This window comes from Actinoplanes sp. NPDC023714 (assembly GCF_040639855.1).
GTDB lineage: Bacteria > Actinomycetota > Actinomycetes > Mycobacteriales > Micromonosporaceae > Actinoplanes.
This window is the reverse complement of the sequence record NZ_JBFAAR010000012.1, coordinates 214,876-238,547: the sequence shown is the minus strand read 5'-3', so window position 1 is coordinate 238,547 and position 23,672 is coordinate 214,876. Positions and strand designations below refer to the sequence as shown.

General features: G+C 70.0%; 21 protein-coding genes. 15 read left to right on the top strand and 6 right to left on the bottom strand.

Annotated elements, in window-relative coordinates:
- Window positions 1–231: 231 nt before the first annotated feature.
- The 3 genes from AB0G10_RS37890 to AB0G10_RS37880 all read right to left on the bottom strand — a co-directional run bounded on the left by AB0G10_RS37890 (window position 232) and on the right by AB0G10_RS37880 (window position 3,606).
- Window positions 232–846: a dihydrofolate reductase family protein gene (locus tag AB0G10_RS37890; RefSeq protein ID WP_360933374.1), complete on the bottom strand. Its 615-nt coding sequence runs from the start codon at window positions 844–846 to the stop codon at window positions 232–234.
- A 111-nt stretch (window positions 847–957) separates the two neighbouring features.
- A complete protein-coding gene (locus tag AB0G10_RS37885; RefSeq protein WP_360933371.1) occupies window positions 958–1,515 on the bottom strand; it encodes a dihydrofolate reductase family protein in 558 nt (185 codons plus the stop codon).
- Window positions 1,516–1,527: 12 nt separating this feature from the next.
- Entirely contained in the window at window positions 1,528–3,606 is a 2,079-nt protein-coding gene (locus AB0G10_RS37880) for a SpoIIE family protein phosphatase (protein ID WP_360933368.1), read from the bottom strand.
- A 53-nt stretch (window positions 3,607–3,659) separates the two neighbouring features.
- On the opposite strand from AB0G10_RS37880, the gene AB0G10_RS37875 reads away from it, so the two are divergent.
- The 4 genes from AB0G10_RS37875 to AB0G10_RS37860 all read left to right on the top strand — a co-directional run bounded on the left by AB0G10_RS37875 (window position 3,660) and on the right by AB0G10_RS37860 (window position 11,222).
- Window positions 3,660–8,063, top strand: coding sequence for a HAMP domain-containing protein (locus AB0G10_RS37875; RefSeq protein ID WP_360933365.1), 4,404 nt, complete (start codon window positions 3,660–3,662; stop codon window positions 8,061–8,063).
- Window positions 8,064–8,098: 35 nt separating this feature from the next.
- Window positions 8,099–8,647 (top strand): response regulator, encoded by a 549-nt coding sequence (locus AB0G10_RS37870; protein WP_360933362.1) that lies wholly within the window; start codon window positions 8,099–8,101, stop codon window positions 8,645–8,647.
- Between the two features lie 120 nt (window positions 8,648–8,767).
- Complete coding sequence (locus AB0G10_RS37865; protein WP_360933359.1) at window positions 8,768–10,294, top strand: pectate lyase; 1,527 nt, start codon at window positions 8,768–8,770, stop codon at window positions 10,292–10,294.
- Between the two features lie 85 nt (window positions 10,295–10,379).
- Window positions 10,380–11,222 (top strand): hypothetical protein, encoded by an 843-nt coding sequence (locus AB0G10_RS37860; protein ID WP_360933356.1) that lies wholly within the window; start codon window positions 10,380–10,382, stop codon window positions 11,220–11,222.
- A gap of 379 nt (window positions 11,223–11,601) precedes the next feature.
- Here AB0G10_RS37860 and AB0G10_RS37855 read toward each other — a convergent pair whose 3' ends face one another.
- Window positions 11,602–11,931: an STAS domain-containing protein gene (locus AB0G10_RS37855; protein ID WP_127544826.1), complete on the bottom strand. Its 330-nt coding sequence runs from the start codon at window positions 11,929–11,931 to the stop codon at window positions 11,602–11,604.
- 124 nt (window positions 11,932–12,055) lie between these two features.
- Here AB0G10_RS37855 and hemL point away from each other — a divergent pair, with 124 nt between their 5' ends.
- Genes hemL through ccsB form a run of 6 tightly spaced genes read left to right on the top strand, consistent with a single transcriptional unit; the run spans window position 12,056 to window position 17,973 of the window.
- Window positions 12,056–13,399: a glutamate-1-semialdehyde 2,1-aminomutase gene (hemL, locus tag AB0G10_RS37850; RefSeq protein ID WP_360933352.1), complete on the top strand. Its 1,344-nt coding sequence runs from the start codon at window positions 12,056–12,058 to the stop codon at window positions 13,397–13,399.
- Window positions 13,400–14,056, top strand: coding sequence for a histidine phosphatase family protein (locus tag AB0G10_RS37845; RefSeq protein ID WP_360933349.1), 657 nt, complete (start codon window positions 13,400–13,402; stop codon window positions 14,054–14,056).
- A 2-nt stretch (window positions 14,057–14,058) separates the two neighbouring features.
- On the top strand, window positions 14,059–14,622 hold the full coding sequence (locus AB0G10_RS37840) for a TlpA disulfide reductase family protein (RefSeq protein WP_360933483.1): 564 nt from the start codon (window positions 14,059–14,061) through the stop codon (window positions 14,620–14,622).
- Complete coding sequence (locus AB0G10_RS37835; RefSeq protein ID WP_360933346.1) at window positions 14,622–15,416, top strand: cytochrome c biogenesis protein CcdA; 795 nt, start codon at window positions 14,622–14,624, stop codon at window positions 15,414–15,416. Before AB0G10_RS37840 ends, AB0G10_RS37835 begins: the two co-directional genes overlap by 1 nt.
- Window positions 15,413–17,020 carry a cytochrome c biogenesis protein ResB gene (locus AB0G10_RS37830; protein ID WP_360933343.1) on the top strand — a complete coding sequence of 536 codons (1,608 nt, stop codon included), beginning with the start codon at window positions 15,413–15,415 and terminating at the stop codon, window positions 17,018–17,020. The genes AB0G10_RS37835 and AB0G10_RS37830 overlap by 4 nt, the downstream gene beginning before the upstream one ends.
- Window positions 17,020–17,973 (top strand): c-type cytochrome biogenesis protein CcsB, encoded by a 954-nt coding sequence (ccsB, locus tag AB0G10_RS37825; RefSeq protein ID WP_360933340.1) that lies wholly within the window; start codon window positions 17,020–17,022, stop codon window positions 17,971–17,973. The genes AB0G10_RS37830 and ccsB overlap by 1 nt, the downstream gene beginning before the upstream one ends.
- 3 nt (window positions 17,974–17,976) lie before the next feature.
- Here ccsB and AB0G10_RS37820 read toward each other — a convergent pair whose 3' ends face one another.
- Complete coding sequence (locus AB0G10_RS37820) at window positions 17,977–18,657, bottom strand: hypothetical protein (protein WP_360933337.1); 681 nt, start codon at window positions 18,655–18,657, stop codon at window positions 17,977–17,979.
- 82 nt (window positions 18,658–18,739) lie between these two features.
- Between AB0G10_RS37820 and AB0G10_RS37815 the strand changes: the two genes are divergently transcribed.
- The 5 genes from AB0G10_RS37815 to AB0G10_RS37795 are packed head-to-tail and all read left to right on the top strand — an operon-like array spanning window position 18,740 to window position 23,236.
- Window positions 18,740–20,200, top strand: a complete 1,461-nt coding sequence (locus tag AB0G10_RS37815; RefSeq protein ID WP_360933334.1) for a menaquinone biosynthesis decarboxylase — start codon at window positions 18,740–18,742, stop codon at window positions 20,198–20,200.
- A complete protein-coding gene (gene mqnP / locus AB0G10_RS37810; protein ID WP_360933331.1) occupies window positions 20,197–21,084 on the top strand; it encodes a menaquinone biosynthesis prenyltransferase MqnP in 888 nt (295 codons plus the stop codon). The genes AB0G10_RS37815 and mqnP overlap by 4 nt, the downstream gene beginning before the upstream one ends.
- 31 nt (window positions 21,085–21,115) lie before the next feature.
- Window positions 21,116–21,607, top strand: coding sequence for a SigE family RNA polymerase sigma factor (locus AB0G10_RS37805; protein ID WP_360933328.1), 492 nt, complete (start codon window positions 21,116–21,118; stop codon window positions 21,605–21,607).
- Window positions 21,594–22,610 carry a hypothetical protein gene (locus AB0G10_RS37800; protein ID WP_360933325.1) on the top strand — a complete coding sequence of 339 codons (1,017 nt, stop codon included), beginning with the start codon at window positions 21,594–21,596 and terminating at the stop codon, window positions 22,608–22,610. The genes AB0G10_RS37805 and AB0G10_RS37800 overlap by 14 nt, the downstream gene beginning before the upstream one ends.
- Before the next feature lie 2 nt (window positions 22,611–22,612).
- Window positions 22,613–23,236, top strand: a complete 624-nt coding sequence (locus tag AB0G10_RS37795) for a UbiX family flavin prenyltransferase (RefSeq protein ID WP_360933322.1) — start codon at window positions 22,613–22,615, stop codon at window positions 23,234–23,236.
- Here the strand turns inward: AB0G10_RS37795 and AB0G10_RS37790 are convergent.
- Window positions 23,233–23,508: a BldC family transcriptional regulator gene (locus tag AB0G10_RS37790; RefSeq protein ID WP_127544861.1), complete on the bottom strand. Its 276-nt coding sequence runs from the start codon at window positions 23,506–23,508 to the stop codon at window positions 23,233–23,235. The genes AB0G10_RS37795 and AB0G10_RS37790 overlap by 4 nt on opposite strands.
- Window positions 23,509–23,672 lie beyond the last annotated feature (164 nt).

Here is a 23,672-nt window from a genome sequence, read left to right as displayed (position 1 = left end):
GGGTGCTGGGTGAGCCATGGTGTGCAGCCGGTTTCGGTTGGCTGTACGGCAGGGCGACAAATCGGGCGCTGGGTGAGCCATGGTGTGCAGCCGGTTTCGGTTGGCTGGACGACAGGGCGACAAATCGGGCGCTGGATGAACCCTCGCGTGCAGCCGGCCGGCTGCGGCGTGCGGCGGTGCCCGGGGCGACCGTGGGCTGCGGCCGAGGGCTGCCCCTGCCACCTCCGGGCGTCAGCCGAACGAGGGAATTCTGGTGACCGTCTCGGCTGCGAGGTGGCGGCCCAGGCGAGCGACGTCGCCTACCGCGTAGGTGAGGTAGGCGAATTGGCCCACCTCCCGTACCCCGGTGAGGATCAGGTCGTCCACCAGGAGTTTGCGGCGCAGCAAGGGTGCGCCGTCGCCGAGGATGGCCGGGGCTATGCCGAGGATGATCTCGTCGAGGAGGCCGTGGTCGACGAACTGGCTCACCAGGTTGCCGCCTCCGGCCAGCCAGACGTTCTTGCCCTGGGCGGCCACCACCATGGCCTCGTGGACGCGGCGTACGTCTCCACTGATCATGAAGACGTTGGCGTCCGGGACCGGCGGCAGATCGCGGTGTGTGAAGACCCAGCACGGTACGTCGCCGTACATGTCGTGCCAGTTCTCCGGCTCCTCGAGCAGGTTGTCGTTCTTCAGCACCCATTCGTAGGTGGTCGCGCCCATGGCGAACGCGCCGACGCCGGCGAAGAACTCGCCGAACGGGTTGGCGGTGCCCTCGTCAACCTCGAAGAGCCAGTCCAGCGAGTTGCTCTGGTCGGCGGTGTAACCGTCGATGCTGGTGGCGGTGTAGTACTGCGTCTTCGCCATGACCAACACGATGCCACGATCGCGGCGACAAATAGGGCAGATCGATCAACTACGGGAAAGCCCACAACAAGCGCGGGGCCGGGCGTTGCCGCGCCCGGCCCCACGCCCCGATCAGATCGGCGGGGAGACGTCGTAGGTGAGGTAGGCGAACTGCCCGATCGGCCGCGCCCCGGTCAGCGTGAAACGGGACGACGTGATCCGCCGGGGCAGCACCGGCGCGCCGCCGCCGAGGGTCACCGGGGCGACCCCGAGGATCACCTCGTCGAGCAGGCCGGCGTCGGCGAACTGCCCGACGAGCTCGCCGCCCCCGACCAGCCAGATGTTCTTGCCCTGGGCGGCCGCCACCATGTCGGCGTGGACGGGCGCCACGTCACCCCGTACGAAATGAAGGTTTGCCCCCGGAATGGCGGGCAGGTCGCGGGAGGTGAACACCCAGGCCGGGGTGTCGCCGTAGGGCGAAAGCCACTTCTCCGGATCGTCCAGCGCCTTCTCGTGAGCGAGGATCCACTCGTAGGTCGTGGAGCCCATCGCGAACGCGCCGACCCCGGCGAAGAACTCGGCGAACGGGTTCTGCCCGCCCTCGTCGACCTCGAAGAGCCAGTCCAGCGAATTGTGCTCGTCGGCGATGAAGCCGTCGAAGGTGGTCGCGGTGTAGTACTGCGTCTTCATGGTGACAGCGAATCAGGCGTCGTTGCGCAACACCAGGATCGCGATGTCGTCGCGTGGCTCCTCGACCGAGAAGTTGATCGTCGTGGAGCGCAGCCGGGCCGCCATCACGTCGGCCGGATAGCCGGCCAGCGGCGTCGCGGCCTCCCGCAGCCGGTTGGATCCGAACAGCTCGCGGCCCCGCCGGCGCTCGGTGACGCCGTCGGTGTAGAAGATCAGCGAGTCGCCCGGGTCCAGCGTGATCATGATGTCCGGCGAGGTGATGCTCTCCAGCAGGCCGAGGGCCGTGCCGCCCTCGCCGACGAACGTGGTCTTGCCGTCGGCGCGGACCAGCACGGCGCGGTCGTGCCCGGCCAGGTGCAGGCAGACGCCGAGCGAGGCGCCCTTGCGGGTCACCGAGGCCATCGCGAGGGTGCAGTACCGGCCGCCGCCGCGCTGGACGAGCGTGCGGTTGACCCGCCAGAGGATCTCGCTCATCGCCTTGCCGTCGTCGACCAGGATCCGGATCACGTCGCGGACCAGGCCGGTCACGGTCGCGGCCTGCACGCCCTTGCCGGAGACGTCGCCGACCACCACCAGATATTGGTCGTCGCCGAACGGGACCACGTCGTAGAAGTCGCCGCCCACCTCGGAGCCGGTCGGCACGTATTCGGCGGCGAAGCCGATGCCCTCGACGTGCGGCAGGGCCGGCGGCAGGAGCGAGGCCTGGAGGGTGCGCGCCACCGTCCGCCGCTCGTCGTGGATGCGCGCGTTGTCGATCGCGAGCGCCGCACGCCGGGCCACGTCCTCCAGCACGGCCACCTCGTCGGCGTCGTGCCGGTGCTTCGGGTGCCGGCCCACCGCGAGCGTGCCGAGCCGGGCGCCCCGGGCCACCAGCGGCACCGCGTAGCCCTCCGAGGGCGTCCCGAACATGACCTGGGTGCCGAGCCGGGACGCCTCCTCCAGCCGGGCCAGGATCGACTCCGGGCCGTCCTCGGCGAGCGACGTGTGCAGCGCGGCGAGCTGGGACTCCTCGGCGTGGGTGGCGGCGGCGAGCTGGAGCCGGCCCCACGCGTCGGTGGTGTGCACGGCACACCACTGGCCGAGCCGGGGCACCACGAGCTGCGGGATCAGCGCCATCGTGAGGTTCACGTCGAGGGACTGCGCGAGCAGCTCGCTGGCCTCGGCGAGGAATGTGATCCAGGTCTGCCGGCGGACGTCGGCGCGGCGCAGCCGGTCGTTCTCGAGGTGCAGCGAGAAGCGCTCGGCGACCATGGTGGCGAGCGACTGCGCGTAGCCGACCGGGGAGGCGTCCAGCTCCAGCTCGCCGGAGTACGGCCGGTGCACGTCGAGCGGCACCCGGATGGTGTCGGCGTTGTCCCGGGGCGCCCGGCCGTACCGCGCCAGCAGCTGGCGGCCCGTGCCGTCGCCGCGGTCGAGCCGGACCACGCCGCCGGCCGCCCCGGTCAGCCGGGCCAGCCGGGAGAGCAGGTCGGTGGCGAGGTCGGCCAGGCCCTCGTCGGTGTTCCTGTCGTTGCCGCTGCGCAGCAGGCCGGTGAGCGCGCCGAGGCTGGGCGTCTCGCCGTGCTGCGGCAGCCGGACCGGCGGGGCGCCGCTGCCGGTCCGCTGGTCGAGGCGGAACCAGACGCCCTTGCCGTCGCCCTCGTGGACGGTGCCCCACCGGCTCGCGAAGTGGTCGACGAGCAGCAGGCCGCGGCCGCGCTCGGCCACCTCGCCGATGTCCGGGCTCTCGTTCTTGGGGCCGACCGCGAGCTGCTCGACCGGGCCGGGCGCGAAGTCGGTGACGGTGACGGTGAGGCCGCCGGCGTCGGCGGCCACCTCGATCTCCAGTTCGGTGTTGGCGTGCACCACCGCGTTGGTGGAGAGCTCGGTGGTGAGCAGCAGCGCCTCGTTCAGCAGGCCGACCAGCCCGGTTTCCTCGAGTACCGAACGAACGAGTGCGCGAGCCGCCGCCGGGGTACGACGATCATTGGGCAGCCGGGTTCTGCGCACCAGCGCATCAGGAGACGCACCTGTAGGAATGGTTCCGACCTCGGCTGGCACCCATGCATCCTCTCCTGTCGGTGGGTGTATGCACAAAGTCGTCTCTCGCATTGACCCGGTCGGGCGAGAGAGGATAGGGAACCCCGGCAATGAGTGAGGACAGCATGACTGCGGCGAACGAAGCCAGCGTCGGCGTGCCCGACGAGACCGTTCTGCTAGAGGAGCTCGCCGAGGCGTTGCGCCGTGTGCGCCGCGGCGACCTCAAGGTCCGGCTGCCCAGACGGGACGGCATGGCGGGCGCCGTGGCGGAGGCCTTCAACGAGGTCGTCTCGCTGCAGGAGCGGCAGAACCTCGACCTGCGCCGGATAAGCCGGATCGTCGGCCGGGACGGCCGGCTGACCGAGCGCCTCGACGAGGAGGGCCAGGACGGCGCCTGGGCGGACAGCGTCCGCTCGGTGAACTCGCTCATCGACGACCTGGCCCGGCCGACCACGGAGATCTCCCGGGTCATCGTGGCGGTGGCCGAGGGCGACCTCTCCCAGCACATGGCCCTGGAGATGGACGGCCGCCCGCTGCGCGGCGAGTTCCTCCGGATCGGCCGCACCGTGAACACCATGGTCGACCAGCTCTCCTCGTTCGCCGACGAGGTGACGCGGGTGGCCCGCGAGGTGGGCACCGAGGGCGAGCTGGGCGGCCAGGCGGACGTCCGCGGCGTCGCCGGCACCTGGAAGGACCTCACCGACTCGGTGAACACCATGGCGTCGAACCTGACCCACCAGGTGCGGTCGATCTCACAGGTCGCCACCGCGATGGCCCGGGGCGACCTGTCCCAGAAGATCACCGTGTCGGCGCGCGGCGAGGTGGCCGAGCTCTCCGACACGATGAACGGCCTCACCGACACGCTGCGGCTCTTCGCCGAGCAGGTGACCCGGGTGGCCCGCGAGGTGGGCACCGAGGGCAAGCTGGGCGGCCAGGCCGAGGTGCCGAACGTGGCCGGCACCTGGAAGGACCTCACCGACTCGGTGAACTCGATGGCCTCCAACCTGACCAGCCAGGTCCGCAACATCGCCCAGGTCTCCACGGCGGTGGCGAAGGGCGACCTGTCGCAGAAGATCACGGTGGCCGCGCAGGGCGAGATCCTCGAGCTCAAGGACACCGTCAACACGATGGTGGACCAGCTGTCGTCGTTCGCCGACGAGGTCACCCGGGTGGCCCGCGAGGTGGGCACCGAGGGCCGGCTGGGCGGTCAGGCGCAGGTCCGCGGCGTCTCCGGCACCTGGCGCGACCTCACCGAGAACGTGAACCAGCTCGCCGCGAACCTGACGGCCCAGGTGCGGAACATCTCCCAGGTCTCGACGGCGGTCGCGAAGGGTGACCTGTCGCAGAAGATCACGGTCGACGCCCGGGGCGAGATCCTCGAGCTGAAGAACACCGTGAACACCATGGTCGATCAGCTCTCGTCGTTCGCCGACGAGGTCACGCGTGTCGCGCGCGAGGTGGGCTCCGAGGGCAAATTGGGCGGACAAGCCCAGGTCAAAGGCGTTTCGGGTACGTGGCGCGACCTCACCGACAACGTGAACTACATGGCGTCGAACCTCACCAGCCAGGTCCGTAACATCGCCTCGGTCACCACCGCGGTCGCCAAGGGTGACCTCTCCCAGAAGATCACGGTCGACGCACGGGGCGAGATCCTCGAGCTCAAATCGACAGTCAACACGATGGTGGACCAGCTGTCCTCGTTCGCCGACGAGGTGACGCGCGTGGCCCGCGAGGTGGGCACCGAGGGCAAGCTCGGCGGCCAGGCGCAGGTGCGGGGCGTGGCCGGCACCTGGCGCGACCTCACCGACAACGTGAACTCGATGGCGTCCAACCTGACCAGCCAGGTCCGCAACATCGCCCAGGTCTCGACCGCGGTGGCGAAGGGCGACCTGTCGCAGAAGATCACGGTCGACGCGCAGGGCGAGATCCTGGAGCTGAAGAACACCGTGAACACCATGGTGGACCAGCTGTCCTCGTTCGCCGACGAGGTGACGCGGGTGGCCCGCGAGGTGGGTTCGGAGGGCAAGCTCGGCGGCCAGGCGCAGGTGCGCGGGGTGGCCGGCACCTGGCGCGACCTCACCGACAACGTCAACTACATGGCGTCCAACCTGACCGGCCAGGTCCGCAACATCGCCTCGGTCACCACGGCGGTGGCGCGCGGCGATCTCGGCCAGAAGATCACCGTCGACGCCCGGGGCGAGATCCTGGAGCTGAAGAACACCGTGAACACCATGGTCGACCAGCTCTCCTCGTTCGCCGACGAGGTCACGCGTGTCGCGCGCGAGGTGGGCTCGGAAGGCAAACTCGGTGGTCAGGCCCAGGTCAAGGGCGTTTCGGGTACGTGGCGAGACCTCACCGACAACGTGAACCAGCTCGCGTCCACGCTGACCACGCAGCTGCGCGCCATCGCCGAGGTGTCCACCGCCGTGACCCGCGGTGACCTGACCCAGAGCATCGCGGTCGAGGCCCAGGGCGAGGTCGCGGAGCTCAAGGACAACATCAACCAGATGATCGTGACGCTCCGCGACACCACCAAGGCGAACGCGGAGCAGGGCTGGCTCGACTCGAACCTGGCCCGCATCGGCGGCCTGCTCCAGGGCCAGCGCGACGTCGGCGAGGTCTGCCGCATGATCATGACCGAGGTGACGCCGCTCGTGGACGCGCAGCTCGGCGCGTTCTTCCTGGTGGACAACGAGGAAGCGGTGATGCGCCTGCGGCTCAACGCCGCGTACGGCTACGTCGCCCGCGACCACGACGTGATGTTCGGGCCGGGGGAGGGGCTGGTCGGCCAGGCCGCGGTGTCCCGCCGGACCATCCGGGTCCGCGCCACCCACGACGGAATACTGACCATGCGCTCCGGCCTGCTCGCCATGCCGCCGAATGACCTCGTGGTGCTGCCGGTCCTCTTCGAGGGCGAGATGCTCGGCGTCATCGAGTTCGCGTCGGTGGCGGCGTTCTCCGGCCTGCACCTCACGTTCCTGGAGCGGCTCGTCGCCAACATCGGGATCGCGCTCAACACGATCCAGGCCAACCGGCGTACCGAGGAACTGCTCTCCCAGTCGCAGCGCCTGGCCCGGGAGATGCAGGACCAGTCGGCCGAGCTCCAGCGCACCAACGCCGAGCTGGAGGACAAGGCGAAGCTGCTCAGCGACCAGAAGGCCAACATCGAGCTGAAGAACCGGGAGATCGAGCTGGCCCGGCTCGGCCTCGAGGAGAAGGCGCAGCAGCTGTCCCGCGCCAACACCTACAAGTCCGAGTTCCTGGCGAACATGAGCCACGAGCTGCGAACCCCGCTCAACTCGCTGCTGCTGCTGGCCCGGCTGCTCGCCGACAACACCGAGCAGAACCTGAGCGGCAAGCAGATCGAGTTCGCCCGGACCATCCACAGCGCCGGCTCCGACCTGCTCTCGCTGATCGACGACATCCTCGACCTGTCGAAGATCGAGGCGGGCCGGATGGACGTCGAGCCGGACGTGGTCGACTTCGACGGCATCCGCAGCTACGTCGAGCAGGCGTTCGCGCCGCAGGCCGAGGACAAGGGCCTGGAGTTCCGGGTCGACGTGGCGCCCGAGCTGCCCGACTCGATCGTCACCGACCCGCAGCGCCTCCAGCAGATCCTGCGCAACCTGCTCTCCAACGCGGTGAAGTTCACCGACAGCGGCTCGGTGACGCTGAGCATCTTCCCGGCCTCCCCGGACGTCGACCTCGACCTGCCGTTGCCGCTCTCGGCGCGCCAGGTGGTCGGCTTCGCGGTGACCGACACCGGCATCGGCATCTCGGACGAGAAGCTCGCGATCATCTTCGAGCCGTTCCAGCAGGCCGACGGCACCACGACCCGCAAGTACGGCGGCACCGGCCTCGGCCTGTCGATCAGCCGGGAGTTCGCGGCCCTGCTCGGCGGCACGATCACGGTGGCCTCGGTGCCGAACGGCGGCTCGACGTTCACCCTCTACATGCCCGAGGCGCTGGCGCCGGACGCGATCCCGATGCCGGTGCTGCCGCCGGTCCCGGCCAAGGCGGTCTCGGTCCGGCCGGCGGCCTCGCTCGACATGCCGCTCATGGAGATGCCGCAGCTCACCACGCGCGAGGAGGAGAAGAAGCCGGCCGTGACCCCGGCCGGCCGCCAGCTCGACGGCGCCACCGTCCTGATCATCGACGACGACGTACGGAATGTCTTCGCCCTGACCAGCGCCCTGGAGATGCACGGCCTGAACGTCCTCTACTCGGACAACGGCGTGGACGGGGTCCGCATCCTGGCCGAGCACCCCGAGGTCGACATCGTGCTGATGGACGCGATGATGCCGGACCAGGACGGGTACGAGACGACCAGGGGAATCCGGCGCAATCAGCGTTTCCGGGACCTACCGGTAGTCTTCCTGACGGCGAAGGCGATGCCGGGCGACCGGGAATCGGCCATCGCGGCCGGGGCGAGCGACTACATCACCAAGCCGGTCGACCTGGACGAACTGATCGAACTGATGGCCCGCTGGGTGAACGCGGAGGGAACGGAAGCACCGGAGCACGGCTGACAGCAGCTCTACTACCTGTGGTGAGGTGAATACGCGTGGGTGAGCGCGCCAAAGCGCTGCTGGTCGACGACCGGCGGGACAACCTGCTGGCCTTGGAGGCGATCCTGCAAGGCCTGCCGGTGACCGCGGTCGCCGTGGAGAGCGGAGAGGCTGCCCTCAAACAACTGCTCACCGACGATTTCGCGGTGATCCTGCTGGACGCGCACATGCCCAACATGGACGGGTTCGAGACGGCCAGCCACATCAAGCGGCGGGAGCGGACCCGGCACGTACCCATCCTGTTCCTGACCGCGGCCGACCGCGACGCGCAACTCGCGCTGCGGGGTTACGCGGTCGGCGCGGTGGACTACCTCACGAAGCCGTTCGACCCGTGGGTGCTGCGCGCCAAGGTTTCCATCTTCGTCGAGCTCTGGATGAAGAACCAGCAGCTCAAGGCGCAGGCCGAGGCGTCCCGCGAGCGTGAGGCGCAGTGGCAGCGGCTGACCGAGACGATGGACGAGGCGGCGCGGGTGCTGCGGGCCGGCGGCGAGGACGCCGCCGCCGAGGCGCTCGACCTGCTGGAGAAGGCCCGCTGGGGGAGCTGAGGCAGGAGGTGTGACCTGGGTCACGCCGAACAACCTCAGCGGGCAGCCGCGCCACTACCGGGGCGTGATCGCTTGATCATGCGAGACGACCCCTTGAGTAGGAGCAACATGCGGCCCGCAATGCCTCCCACTGCCTCGGACCGCCGCCGGCGCCGCCGGCTGGTCACGGGCCTCGGCGCTGCCGGTGCGGCCGGTGCGGTGACCGCACTGGTCGCCGTCCTGGTCCCGTCGGCCTCGGCCGCCACCCTCTTCTCCGACGACTTCGAGAGCGGCGTGAGCGGCTGGTCGAAGTCGGGTGGCACCTGGGCCGTCGCGAGCGACGGCTCGAAGGTCTACCAGCAGTCCAAGGCCGACAGCGAGCTGGCCCGCGTCTTCGCCGGCGAGACCTCCTGGACCGACTACTCGGTGCAGGCGAAGGTCAAGCCGGTCCGCCTCGGCAGCGGCCTGGCCGGCATCGCGGCCCGCGCTTCGAGCGCCTCCACCATGTACCGGCTGGCCCTCACCTCGGCCGGCAGGGCCGAGCTCCAGGCGGTCAAGGGCAGTGCCGTCAGCGTGCTCGGCTCGGTGGCGGTCGGCAACCTCACCTCCTGGCACACCCTGCGCATCGACGCTTCGGGCAGCACCGTGACCGGGTACGTGGACGGCGCGAAGGTCGCCTCCGGGACCGGGGCGCTCGCCGGCACCGGCCGGATCGGCCTGGTCACCAGCTACGCGTCGGCGTCCTTCGACGACGTGGCGGTCAACCCGGTGGGCGCCTCGCCGTCCGCCTCTTCTTCCCGCGGCGCTTCCTCTTCTCCCAGCGCTTCTTCTTCCCGCAGCGCTTCTTCTTCGCCCAGCGCTTCTTCGCCCAGCGCTTCTTCTTCGCCCAGCGCTTCCAAGACCGCTTCCGCCTCGCCGTCCGCTTCCAAGACCGCCACGGCCACGCCGACCGCGACGACCACCTCCGGGACCGGCACCAGCCCGACCGCCGCCTGGCCGGCCGCCACCGGCACCAAGGCCGTGACCTCGACGATCGCCGTGTCCGGGACGCTCGACGGCGGCAACGTCCGCTACTACGGCAGCGGCGCGCTCGGCGACGACTCGCAGGACGAGGGCCAGGACCCGCTCTTCAAGCTGGCCGACGGCGCCGTGCTGAAGAACGTCATCCTCGGCGCCCCGGCCGCGGACGGCGTCCACTGCTCCGGCTCCTGCACGCTGATCAACGTGTGGTGGGAGAACGTCGGCGAGGACGCGGCCACCTTCAAGGGCGGCACCTCGGCGACCTACACCGTCGACGGCGGCGGCGCCCGGTCGGCGGACGACAAGGTCTTCCAGCACAACGGCGGCGGCACGCTGACCATCAAGAACTTCCAGGTCGCCGACTTCGGCAAGCTCTACCGCTCCTGCGGCAACTGCTCCACCCAGCACAAGCGCGCCGTCGTGGTGCAGAACGTGATCGCGACCGCCCCGGCGAAGAGCCTGGTCGGCGTAAATGCGAACTACGGCGACACCGCCACGCTGTCCAAGGTGACCGTCGTCGGTGACAAGGACCTGGACATCTGCGTCCGGTTCACCGGCAACAGCACCGGCAAGGAGCCCACCGAGATCGGCACTGGGCCGGACGGCGTGACCTGCAAGTACTCCGAGTCGGACGTCACCTACAAGTGACGTTCCGGTGGCCGCCGGACACCCGGGTCCGGCGGCCACCGTCCGCCGCTTTCGGCGATCAGTTCCACGGTTGGAGGGCGGCGCCATGAGGCTCATCGAGGACGACCTGCGCGCGGCACTGCGCGCCGAGTCGGTACGGCACCGGCCGGACCGTGAGGCGATGCTCGACCGGATCACCCAGACCGCGATGCGCAACCAGTTCGCCCGGCACCGCAAGGTGACGCCGCGGCTGCGGATCAGCGGCGCGGCCGTCGCGGTGGCCGCCGTCCTCGGGGGCGGCGGATTCGCGCAGTGGGCGCTGGCCGGGGACGGCACGCCCCCGCCCATCCCGCCGGCACCGCCGGCGCCGTCGGTGAGCGTCCCGGCGAGCCCGTCCCCCTCCGGGGAACCGTCCCCCTCCCGAGCGTCGTCGCCCCCCGCTCGCACCAGCACCGCCACCAGCACGTCCCCTTCGCCGGCGCGGAGTCCCCGCTCCGCGCCGGCATCCCCCTCATCCCCGCCGCCCGCCGCCGGCGCGGCCCCGGCGGACACCCCCGAGGACACCACGGCGAGCGGGCCGCTCTGGTCCGACGGCTCGGTCGACGCCTCCGGCGCGCAGGGCACCGGCGTCGTGACGATCAAGACCACCGAGCGGCTCACCGCCCTCGACGTGACGATCCGGGTGGCGCGTACCCCGGAACTGGTCTCCCGCGGCGGCAGCCGGCAGGTGCCCGGCGCGAGCGTGACCACCACGGTCACCGAGGAACCGGACGCGATCGTCTACCGGTTCGTGCTCTCCTCCGGCGACACCGCCGACCCCGGGACCTACGCCTTCCACGCGCGCTACACCTACGCCGAGGGCGGCCGGGATGCGGGCGATGATGTGTACGCCGCGACGGCCGTCACCGAAAGCGGCGCAACAGTCACCGTCTCCGGCGCCTTCTCCTGAGCCCTCTCCCGACGCCCGATCTTGTGACTCTCTGCTGGCCCGTTGCCGCGAGATTCCACAAGATCGCGCTTGCCCCCGGCCGCGCGGGCCCCGCCTTGCCCGATCTTGTGAGGTTGCGCGGGGTCGTTGCTGTGGGGGTTCACAAGATCGAGCTTGGCGCTTGGCGCGCGGGCCCTGCCTTGCCCGATCTTGTGAGGCTGCGCAGGGGCGTTGCTGTGGGAGTTCACAAGATCGCGCTGAGGGGACGTCTTGGGGTGGCGCGCTGAGGGAGGCTCCTGACCCGCGCTGTGAAGCGAAAGCGGATGAGGCGCTCCACAGCCGACCGCGTTCTCTCAGGAACCGCCCAACCGCGATGTGACACCATCGCGGTATGTCGGGTTCAGGCCGTGCTGCTGATCATCAGTGCGCTGCGCAGGCCGGTGATGTCCAGCACCCGCATCAGGAAGTCGCCCACGTTGGCGAGGGCCAGCACGGTCTGGGCGTGCTGTGCCTTGCGGCTCAGCACCACGAGCGTGCCCAGGCCCTGCGAGTCGCAGAAGGTCACGCCGGCCATGTCCAGCACGATGCGCGACAGCGGCTCGGCGCCCAGCAGATCGTTGACGATCGTGGACAGCTCGGTGACCGTGAGCACGTCGATCTCCCCGGCGAGCTGTATCACCACCTCGTCGGGTGCGCGCTGAACCGCGATGGACAGCTCGGGTCGCTCCACGCAGGTCAGCCTATCCTCTCCGGGGCGGATCGGCCCGTCCGGCGCGGGCAGACCGGGCGTATCCGGGCATCGTCCGGTGACGTGAACAACCCTCTCGAGATACTCGCCGTAGGCCGCTGACAGAATGGGAACCGCTGTGACCACGACATATCCCACCGCGGATCTTCCGTACCCGGAGGACGCCCCGGTCTCCCAGGCCCTGTTCGACCGCGCCCAGGCAATCGTGCCCGGCGGGGTCAATTCACCTGTGCGTGCGTTCCGAGCGGTCGGCGGCACGCCCCGATTCATGGTCTCGGGCAGCGGTCCGTGGATGACCGACGCGGACGGGCGGCGCTACGTCGACCTCGTCTGCTCGTGGGGTCCGCTGATCCACGGCCACGCCCACCCGGAGATCGTCGAGGCGGTGCAGCGGGCCGCCGCGCTGGGCACGAGCTTCGGCACCCCGACGTCCGGCGAGGTCGACCTGGCCGAGGAGATCGTCCGGCGGACCGCCGTCGACGAGGTGCGCCTGGTCAACTCCGGCACCGAGGCGACCATGACCGCGATCCGGCTGGCCCGGGGCTACACCGGCCGCTCCAAGATCGTGAAGTTCGCCGGCTGCTATCACGGCCACGTGGACGCGCTGCTCGCCGCGGCCGGCTCCGGCGTCGCGACGCTGGGCCTGCCCGACTCGCCGGGTGTCACCGGCGCGGCCGCGTCCGAGACGATCGTCCTGCCGTACAACGACGTCGCCGCGGTCGAGGCGGCCTTCGCGGCGGACGGCGCCGAGATCGCGGCGATCATCACGGAGGCCGCGCCCGGCAACATGGGCGTGGTCGCGCCCCGGGACGACTTCAACGGCAAGCTCGCCGAGATCGCCCACCGGCACGGCGCGCTGCTGATCATCGACGAGGTGATGACCGGTTTCCGGGTCTCCGCGGGCGGCTGGAACGGCCTGCACCCGGCCGACGCCGACCTGTTCACGTTCGGCAAGGTGATGGGCGGCGGGCTGCCGGCCGCGGCGTTCGGCGGCCGTCGCGAGATCATGTCGCGGCTGGCCCCGGCGGGCCCGGTCTACCAGGCCGGCACCCTCTCCGGTAACCCTCTCGCCTGCGCGGCCGGCCTCGCCTCGCTGCGGCTCGCCGACGACGCCACCTACAAGCGTCTCGACGAGCTGGCCGGCACGGTCGGCTCGCTCGCCTCGGAGGCGCTCGCCGCCGCGGGCGTGCCGCACCGGCTGTCGACCGCCGGCAACATGTTCTCGATCTTCTTCACCGATGCGGACGTCGCCGACTACGACGCCGCGAAGACCCAGGACGCCGCGGCGTTCAAGGCCTTCTTCCACACCATGTTGTCCCGGGGCGTCTACCTGCCGCCGAGCGCCTTCGAGTCGTGGTTCGTGTCGACCGCGATCGACGACGCGGCGCTGGAGCAGATCGCCTCGGCGCTGCCACATGCAGCGCGAGCAGCGGCGGGGAGCGCGAATTAAGTGAGCGAGCCGACCAAGACCACCGTCCACGTCTTCCGGCACGGCGAGGTCTTCAACCCGACCAGGATCCTGTACGGCCGTCTGCCCGACTTCCACCTGTCGGAGCTCGGCCACCAGATGGCCAAGGCGGCCGCCCAGGCGCTCTCCGGCCGGGACGTGACCCACGTGGTCGCCAGCCCGCTGGAGCGCGCCCAGGAGACCGCGGCGCCCATCTCGGCCGAGTTCAAGCTGGAGACGGCGACCGACGTCCGGCTGATCGAGAGCGCCAACTACTTCGAGGGCAAGAAGGTCTCGGTCGGCGACGGCGCGTTCAGCAACCCGCGGCACTGGTGGGTGCTGCGCGACCCGATCACCCCGTCCTGGGGCGAGGCCTACCTGGTGATCGCGCAGCGGATGTTCGCGGCGGTGCAGGCGGCCCGGGTCGCGGCCGAGGGGCACGAGGCGGTCTGCGTCTCGCACCAGCTTCCGATCTGGACCCTCCGCCGGTACGTCGAGGGCAAGCGGCTCTGGCACGACCCGCGCAAGCGGGAGTGCGGCCTGGCCAGCCTCACCTCGTTCCGGTTCGAGGGGTCCAAGGTGGTCGGCATCGACTACTCGGAGCCGGCCGCCCACCTGGTGGCCCTCTCCGCGACTGCCAAGACCGCCAAGGGGGCGTGACCATGCGCCGCCTCGGGGCTGTCGTCGTCGCAACGGTCGCCGCTGCCGGGCTCCTGGCCGGCTGTGGCGGCGAGGACAGGAACTGGGCGAAGAACTGCGCGACCACCGCCGATCAGGTGATCGAGTGCGTCCCGGAGAACCGTCCCAAGGTCGCGCCGGTCTCCGGTGACCTGCTCGACGGCGGCAGGTACGACCTCGCCACCGACCTCGGCAAGGTCGTCGTGGTCAACTTCTGGGGCTCCTGGTGCGCGCCGTGCCGGGCCGAGGCCGACGACCTGGAGAAGACCTACCAGGCGACGAAGGACAAGAACGTCTCCTTCATCGGGGTCAACAACCGCGACGACCGGGACTCGGCGATCAACTTCGAGCGGGGCCGGGTCACCTACCCGAGCCTCTTCGACCCGGCCGCCGAGATGGCGATCAAGTTCGACCCGACCCAGGCGAGCACGCCGGGCACGCTGATCCTGGACCGGCAGGGCCGGATCGCGGTCGCGATCCGGCGCGCGACGACGGCCGGTGAGCTCCAGCCCTTGGTGGAACGGGTGGCGGCGGAGGAGAACCCCTGATGGGCGACGCCTTCCAGAGCACCGCGCTGAACGGGCCCCTGCTGCTCGCGATCGGCGCCGCCCTCATCGCCGGCCTGGTCAGCATCCTCTCGCCGTGCGTGCTGCCGCTGGTCCCCGGCTATCTCTCCTATGTGACCGGGCTGGCGGGCAGTGATCTCGAAGCGGCCATCGGGACGAACAAGCCCGTCGCGACGAAATCGAGGACGCTGGCGTTGAAGGGCCGGGTCCTGCTCGGCAGCAGCCTCTTCGTGCTCGGCTTCGCGGTGGTCTTCACCCTGCTCATGACGTTCGTCGCGAACATCGGCTACACCCTGCTGACGCACCGCGACACGCTCAACGTCGTACTCGGCGTGCTGGTGATCATCCTCGGTCTCGGCTACCTCGGCTGGATCCCGGGATTCCAGCGTGAGGCGCGGTTCAAGAAGCTGCCGAACGCGGGCCTGCTCGGCGCCCCGGTCTTCGGCGCGATCTTCGCAGTCTCCTGGATCCCGTGCGTCGGCCCGACCCTCGGCGCGATCACCGCGCTCGCGGCGAGCAGCGGCAGCACCGACCGGGCGGTGATCCTGGCGCTCGCCTTCAGCCTCGGTCTGGGCATCCCGTTCATCCTCTTCGGGCTCTTCTTCCGCCGGCTGCTCGGCGTCTTCCAGGCGATCCGCCGGAACAGCCGCTGGGTGACCCGGATCGGCGGCGCGCTGCTGATCGTCATCGGTGTCGCGCTGATCACCGGGCAGTGGAACTACTTCCTCGCCTGGCTGATGACGACCCTCAACTTCGGCGGGGAGCTGTACCTGTGACCGTTGTCGAGGACCGGCCGGCAACCGCGGACGCCCCGCCGCCGCGGCGGGTCAACCCGGTGCTGGCCCTGCTGCGCAACTCCTGGCGCCAGCTCACCAGCATGCGTACGGCGCTGGTCCTGCTCTTCCTGCTGGCCGTGGCGGCGGTGCCCGGCTCGATCTTCCCGCAGCGCTCGGTGAACCGGGAGAACGTCACCGAGTACTTCACCGCCCACCCGAAGCTCGCGCCCCAGCTGGACCGGTTCTTCGCGTTCGACGTCTACTCGTCGCCCTGGTTCGCCGCGATCTACCTGCTCCTCTTCACCTCGCTGATCGGGTGCGTCCTGCCCCGCCTGCGTGATCACATTCGGGCGCTGCGCAACGTACCCCCGGATCTTCCGAAGCGGATGGACCGCCTGCCGCAGCATGCCGCCCAGATCGAGGTGCCGCAGGCGCCGGCCGATCAGGCCGCGGCTGTCGCACGGACCCTGCGCCGCAGGTGGTTCCGGACGCGGGTGCGTGAACTCCCGGACGGCGCCTGGGCCGTCTCCGCGGAGAAGGGGTACCTCAAGGAGACCGGCAACCTCCTTTTCCACATCGCGATGCTGTGCGTGCTCGTGGGTGTCGGTTTCGGTCATTGGTACGGGTGGCACGGCAACCGGCTGCTCGTCACCGGCGCCGACCAGGGGTTCTGCAACGCGCTCACGCAGTACGACGACTCGGCGCTGGGCCCGCGGGTGGACCCGAGCGACCTGCCGAACTTCTGCCTGCAGCTGACCGATTTCGACGCCACCTACCAGACCACCGGCCAGCCCAAGTCCTACAACGCGACGGTCTCAGTGACCGAGGACGGCGGCCCGGCGGAGAGCCGGTCGTTCACCGTCAACGACCCGCTGCGGCTCGAGAACGCCAGCGTGCACCTGCTCGGCCAGGGCTACGCGCCGGAGCTGAAGTACACCGACCGCTACGGCGTCGCGCAGACCAAGGTCGTCCCGTTCCTGCCGGTCGACGGCATGCTGACCAGCGAGGGCGTCGCGCAGTTCCCGGACGTCAACATCGATCCGAAGACGAACAGCCGCGACGAGAAGCTGCAGATGGGCTTCGAGGGCGTCTTCCTGCCGACCGGCAGCACCGACGGCAGCGCCCGCTCGGAATACCCGGACCTGCGCAACCCGGTGCTCTACCTGACCGCCTACCGCGGCGACCTGGGGCTCGACGTCGGCATCCCCGGCTCGGTCTACGCGCTGGACCGGGACCAGATCGACAGCGGTGAGCTGAAGAAGCTCGGCGGCGAGCGGCCCTACGTGCTCAAGCAGGGCGAGAAGCTGACCCTCGACGACGGCACCACGCTGGAGTTCGTCGGGGTCCGCCAGTTCGCGACGCTCTCGATCCGCTACGACCCGACGCAGTTCATGCTGCTGATCGCCACGGTGCTCGGCCTGATCGGCCTGATGCTCTCGCTCTCGGTGCACCGGCGCCGCGTCTGGTTCCGGGTGGCACCGGCATCCGGGTCCGGAGCGGGGAGTAGCGTGATCGAAGCCGGTGGGCTGCCTCGCACCGACTATCCCGGGTTCGCCGACGAGTTCGCGGCGCTCACCCGAAGTCTGAAGGAAGGGACGCCCTGATGGCGGAGCTGTCGAATCAGCTGATGGCCTTCACCGTGCTGGCCTACCTGGCCGCGATGATCTGCTACGCCGGTGAGTACGCGTTCGGCAAGCGCAGCCGGATCGGCCGGGCCGCGACGCGTGAGCTGGTGGGCGCGGGCGCGCCGGTCGAGCCGGTCGTCAAGCTGGCCGCCGAGGCGCCCGCGGTCGGCCGCGGCGAGTGGGCCGGCCGGATCGCGGTGGGCCTCAACGTCCTCGCCCTGGTGCTGCACCTCGCCACGACGGCCACCCGTGGGCTCGCCGCCGAGCGGATGCCGTGGGGCAACATGTACGAGTACATCCTCTCGGCGGGCCTGGTCGGCTCGGCGGCGTGGGTGGCCGTGCTGCTCCGCAAGCCGGCCCTGCGCCACCTCGGCCTCTTCGTCTCGCTCACCCTCGTGGTGCTGCTCGGCGCGGCCAGCCTGGTCGCCTACACGCCGGTCGGCCCGCTGGTGCCGGCGCTGAACTCGTACTGGTTCATCGTGCACGTGTCGACGATCATCGTGTCGTCCGGCATCTTCCTGTTCGGCGCGGTGCCCGCCGCGATGTTCCTGATCAAGAACGGGTACGACGAGGGCAGGCGCAGCTTCCCGTACACGCTGGGCAAGCGGGTCCCGGACGCGGGCGCGCTGGAGCGGCTCACCTTCCGGCTGCACGCGTTCGCCTTCCCGCTCTTCACGTTCGGCGCGCTCATCGCCGGTCCGCTGTGGGCCGAGGCGTCCTGGGGACGGTACTGGGGCTGGGACCCCAAGGAGGTCTGGGCGTTCATCTCCTGGATCGTCTACGCGGCGTACCTGCACGCGCGGGCCACGCCCAGCGTGAAGCGGACCGTCGCCACCTGGATCGCGCTGCTCGGCTTCGTGACGATGCTGATGAACCTGTTCGGCGTGAACCTGTTCTTCGAGGGCCTGCACTCGTACGCGAACGCGGGTTGATCCTCAGCAGTCCCCGGCGGTCCAGGTGTCGTACTTGTTGACCCAGTCCAGGCAGAAACCGCCCCGGCGCATCTGTTGCCCCGGGGCGGTTCCCGTGAGGGTCCCGACGTCCTCCCGCCAGTAGCGCGCCGGCCCGCCGTCGGCCGGCTTGAGCTGCACGTTGTCGACGGTCACCCGGGGCACGTCCATCCGGACCACCGGCTGCTTCGCGTCGGCGTGCACCTCGACGTACTGCTCGATGTTCGCGGTCCGGCCGACCGGCAGCTTCTCCCGGGTCAGCAGGTTCCATCTGCCGCCGTGGAACAGCCAGGCCTGCCAGACGCCGTCCGCGTCGGTCTTCAGGTCGACCCAGACCTTGTCGCCCGCCTTGATCGGGTACTGCGGGTAGAACTGCCAGGCGTTCGTGTTGGTGTTGAACGTGTAGACCTGCTGCCGGCCCGGGCTGGACCAGCCGGTCTCCGCCCAGCCGACCTCGAGCCACGAGATCCGGCCGCCGCCCATGTCCCGCTTCGCCATGAACCGGCTGGCCACGAAGTCGTAGGTGTGCGGCCGCACCGCGACGTCGACCACCGAGATCCGGCCGGAGACGCCGCTCCACTCGCCGCTGGTACCGGCGCCCAGGTGGTGATAGCCGCCCGGGGTGTTGACGGGGGCGGCCAGGACGAGGGCGAGGAGAAGCTTCACGTTCCGGTCAACGGGAGTGCCCGATCACTAGTGACGGGACCTGCCAGGCACCTCGCAGTGATCCGGTGCCAGACTGAGTGGCATGGCGCCGCGTGGATTCCCCTATGCCGATCTGCAGAGCTTCATCGCCGCCCTCGAGAAGGAGGGTGAGCTGCGCAGGATCAAGGTTCCGGTGGACCCGACGCTGGAGATCAGCGAGGTCGTGACCCGAACGGTCAGGGCCGGTGGTCCGGCACTTCTGTTCGAACGGCCGACCCGGGGCGAGATGCCCCTTGTGATCAACCTGTTCGGCACCGAGAAGCGGATGGCGATGGCTCTCGGCGTCGACCGGCTCGACGAGATCGGCGAGCGGATCGGCGCGCTGGCCAAGCCGGAGCTGCCGGTCGGCTGGTCCGGGATCCGCGAGGGCATCGGCAAGGTGCTCCAGCTCAAGTCGGTCCCGCCGAAGAAGGTGAAGGGCGCCGCCTGCCAGGAGGTGGTACTCAAGGGCGACGAGGTCGACCTGAACCTGCTGCCCGGCCTCCAGGTCTGGCCCGGCGACGGCGGGATCTTCCACAACTTCGGGCTGACCCACACGAAGCACCCGGAGACCGGCAAGCGCAACCTCGGCCTCTACCGGCTCCAGCAGCACTCCAGGAACACGCTCGGCATGCACTGGCAGATCCACAAGGACTCGACTGCGCACCACGCGGTCGCCGAGCGGCTCGGCCAGCGCCTCCCGGTCGCCATCGCGATCGGATGCGACCCGGTGGTGACCTACTCGGCGAGCGCGCCGCTGCCCGGCGACATCGACGAGTACCTGTTCGCCGGCTTCCTCAAGGGCGAGCGCATCGAGATGGTCGACTGCCTGACCGTGCCGCTGCAGGTGCCGGCCTCGGCGCAGATCGTGCTCGAGGGTTACCTCGAACCCGGCGAGCGGCTGCCGGAGGGCCCGTTCGGCGACCACACCGGCTTCTACACCCCGGTCGAGCCGTTCCCGGTGCTGCACGTCGAGACCATGACGATGCGCAAGAAGCCGATCTACCACTCGATCGTCACCTCGAAGCCGCCGCAGGAGGACCACGGCCTCGGCAAGGCCACCGAGCGGATCTTCCAGCCGCTCCTGAAGATCCTGATCCCGGACATCGTCGACTACGACATGCCGGCCGCCGGCGTCTTCCACAACTGCCTGCTCGTGTCGATCCGCAAGCGGTACCCGAAGCACGCCCAGAAGGTGATGAACGCGGTCTGGGGCGCCCACCTCATGTCGCTCACCAAGCTGATCGTGGTGGTGGACGAGGACTGCGACGTGCACGACTATCAGGAGGTCGCCTTCCGGGCGTTCGGCAACGTCGACTACTCCCGCGACCTGCTGCTCACCGAGGGACCGGTGGACCACCTGGACCACGCGTCCTACCAGCAGTTCTGGGGTGGGAAGGCGGGCGTCGACGCGACCCGCAAGCTTCCCGCCGAGGGATACACCCGGGGCTGGCCGGAGGAGATGGTCATGTCGCCGGAGGTGGTCTCGCTCGTGGACAAGCGCTGGAAGGAATACGGGATATGACAGCCGTCGAGGAGCACCCCGGGAAGGTCAAGGCCTTCCTGCGGCTCGTCATGATCGAGCACTCGATCTTCGCGCTGCCGTTCGCCTACCTGTCGGCGCTGGTCGCCATCGACCGGGACGGGACCGGACGGCACTGGGGTGACCTGGTGCTCGTCACGATCGCGATGGTCTCCGGCCGCACGTTCGCGATGGCGGCCAACCGCATCCTGGACCGCAGGATCGACGCGCTGAACCCTCGTACGCAGAACCGTGAGCTGGTCACCGGCGCGGTGAGCCTGCGCACGGCCTGGACCGGCGCGCTGGTCTCGCTGGTCGTGCTGATCGTCGCGGCCGGCCTGCTCAACCCGCTCTGCCTGATACTCTCGCCGCTCGCCGTGATCCCGCTGGTGGTCTACCCGTACGCGAAGCGGTTCACGAACTTCCCGCACTACGTCCTGGCGCTGGCCCAGGCGGTCGCCCCGGTCGGCGCCTGGCTGGCGATCACCGGCACCTTCGACGGCTCGGGGCCGGCCTGGGTGCTCGGGGTCGCGGTCGGCCTCTGGATCGGCGGGTTCGACATCATCTACGCCTGTCAGGACGTCGAGGTGGACCGCCGGATCGGCGTGCACTCCACGCCGGCGCGCTTCGGCGTACCCAAGGCGCTCTTGATCTCGACCTTGACGCACGTGGTGGCCTTCGGGTTCTTCGTCTGGTTCGGCCAGATGGCCGGGCTCGGCTGGCTCTGGTGGATCGGGTTGCTGATCACCGGCGCGGGCCTGGTCTACCAGCACGTCGTCGTGACGCCGAACGACCTCTCCAAGGTCAACCGGGCGTTCTTCACGGCGAACGGCTTCATCGCGATCGCTCTGTTCCTCTTCGCGCTCCTCGATCTGATCCTGCTGTAACCGGATCGAGGCCGGTCGCCGTCTTATCCGCGTGAGCGATAGAGAGGCCGAGTTCCGGGAGTTCGTCGCCGCCCGGATGGAGCCGCTGCGGGGGCTGGCGTACCTCACCTGCGGTGACTGGCAGGCGGCCGAGGACGCGGTGGCGTCGGCGATGGCGAAGCTGTACGTGAAGTGGAACCGCGTCGACAACCACGACGCGTACGCGCGTACCGCCGTGGTCCGGGCCGCGATCGACGAGACCCGCCGCCCGTGGTGGCGGCGGGAACGCGCGGCCTCGGTGATCCCCGAGCGCTCGGCGCCCGACGAGACGCAGGCCGTGCACGACCGCCTGCAGACCCGGGCGGCGCTGCGGCAGCTGCCGGCGCGCCAGCGTGCCGTGCTGGTGCTGCGCTTCCTCGAAGGCCTCAGCGTGGAGCAGACCGCCGCGGCGCTGGGCTGCCCGCAGGGAACCGTGAAGGTCTACACCGCCCGCGGTCTCGCGACGCTGCGTCAGATCATGGAGGCCCCCTATGCGACTTTCTGACCTGCTCGAGGAGGCCAGGGCGGACGCGCCGCCGATGCGTCTCGACGTCGACCAGCTCGTGCGGGCCGGCAAGCGCCGGCACCGCCGCCGGAATGCCGGGTGGGCGATCGCGGCCGTGGCGGCGGTGGCCGCCGCGATCGGGGTGCCGCAGATCCTCACCCGGCAGTCGGCGCAGCCGCCGGTCCTTCCCGCCACCTCGCCCTCGGTTGCCGAAAAGCCGGAATACTTCGCCTTCACCCCGACTTTCCGCGGCTACGACGTCGACGGCTTCCGGGTCGAGGACCCGGTGGCGATGTCGTTCGGCTGGACGGCCGCGTCGATCCGCGAGCCCGGCGTCGCCGACAGCGTCGGCGCGGTCCGGGTCTATCCGCCGGGGGTCGAGCCCGGCTTCCCGGAGGAGGCCGAGAAGACCGCTGCGGATCCGGTGGGCGGGCACCAGGCCTACTACCTGGTCCGCGAGGACAACGGCGAGAAGCGCCTGCTCTGGACCGTCGAGGACGGCAGCACGGTCGAGGTGAGCGCGTCGATCGGGATGTCCCGGGCCGAGCTGCGCCGGGTGGCGAACGGATTCCGGATGGGCGGCGGCGTGCCGCTGCGGACCGCGCTGAGCGCGTCCTACCTGCCGCCCGACTACCGGATGATCATGGCGAACGACTTCGCCGTGCGGTTCGTGCCGGCGAAGAAGGCGGCCGAGATCATGAACCTCCCCGACCGGAGCTACCCGCCGGGCGTGGTGAAGAACATCGTCTCCATCAGCGTGGAGCCGAAGAACCCCGGCACCGAGGCGAAGGCGAAGCCGGCCTGTCTGGAGGAGGGCCCGGTCTGCCTGGTCCTGGTGGCGGGCGGCAAGTATTCCCTGGTCGTCTCCGGGCAGGGCATCGACCTGGCCGAGGTGCGCAGAGTCTTCGAGTCGGTGACCGTGGCCGATCCCGAGGACCCCGCCGCGTGGAAGGCCGTCGACGAGGCGTTCCCGAGATCAACCAGAGTCGCGGCACACTGGTAGGCATGCGCGAACCATGGCTCGTCGGCGTCTCCGGCGCCTCCGGCACCCCGTACGCGAAGGCGGTGATCACCGGACTGCTGGACGCCGGCGAGGCCGTCGATCTCGTGATCTCCCGGGCGGCCCGGCTCACCCTGCTGGACGAGACCGGCGCGACGGTCCGGGACGCGCACTGGAAGGACGACGTCGCGGCCTGGCTGGGCCGCGACCTCGGCGATCTGTCCTATTGGCCGGCCGGTGACCTCGCCGCGGGACCGAGTAGTGGCTCGTACCCGGTCCGCGGCATGGCGGTGGTTCCAGCGAGCACGGCGGCGTGCGCCGGGATCGCCATCGGGCTGTCGAAGGACTTGTTGCAGCGCGCTGCTGAGGTCAACCTCAAGGAACGGCGACGCACCGTGGTCGTACCCAGGGAGACACCGGTCACCCGGAGTCACCTGGAACACCTCATCGCACTCCACGACGCCGGTGCGGTGGTCCTGCCGGCGAGCCCTGGCTTCTATGGATCCGGGGCAGGCGCCACCGCACAGCAATTGATCGACTTCGTGGCCGGAAAGGTGCTGGACGCTCTGGGCGTACCGCACACGCTTTTCCGCAGATGGACCGGCGAGTTGGGCGAGGGACGCGCCTAGCGCAACCCGTTCGGCGGGCCGTAGCCCGCTCCCGGGTTGGCCGGGCCGTTGTTACGCGGCTTGTTGGCGGCGTCGTCCTCGCGCATTTCCTCGATTACGCCGTCGCCTTCCAGCAGCGCCCTGACTTCGGACTCGCGGAATCGGCGGTGTCCACCGGGAGTACGGATGCTGCCGATGCGCCCGGCTGCTGCCCAGCGCGTAACGGTCTTGGGGTCGACGCGGAACAGCGCGGCCACCTCGCCCGGCGTCAGCAGACGATCTCCAGTGTCCACAACCCCCTCCTCGTGTGTGTTCTGGAGCGGCCGGTTGGTCACGGAGAGTGTCGGCTTGCTCGATCGGGACGTAAAGCCATTAGAGCACCGCCCCCGAACCAAGTCCGTGAAATGCGGAAAAAGCCCCGATTGCGACAACGGTCATTATCCTGCCGCCCATTCGC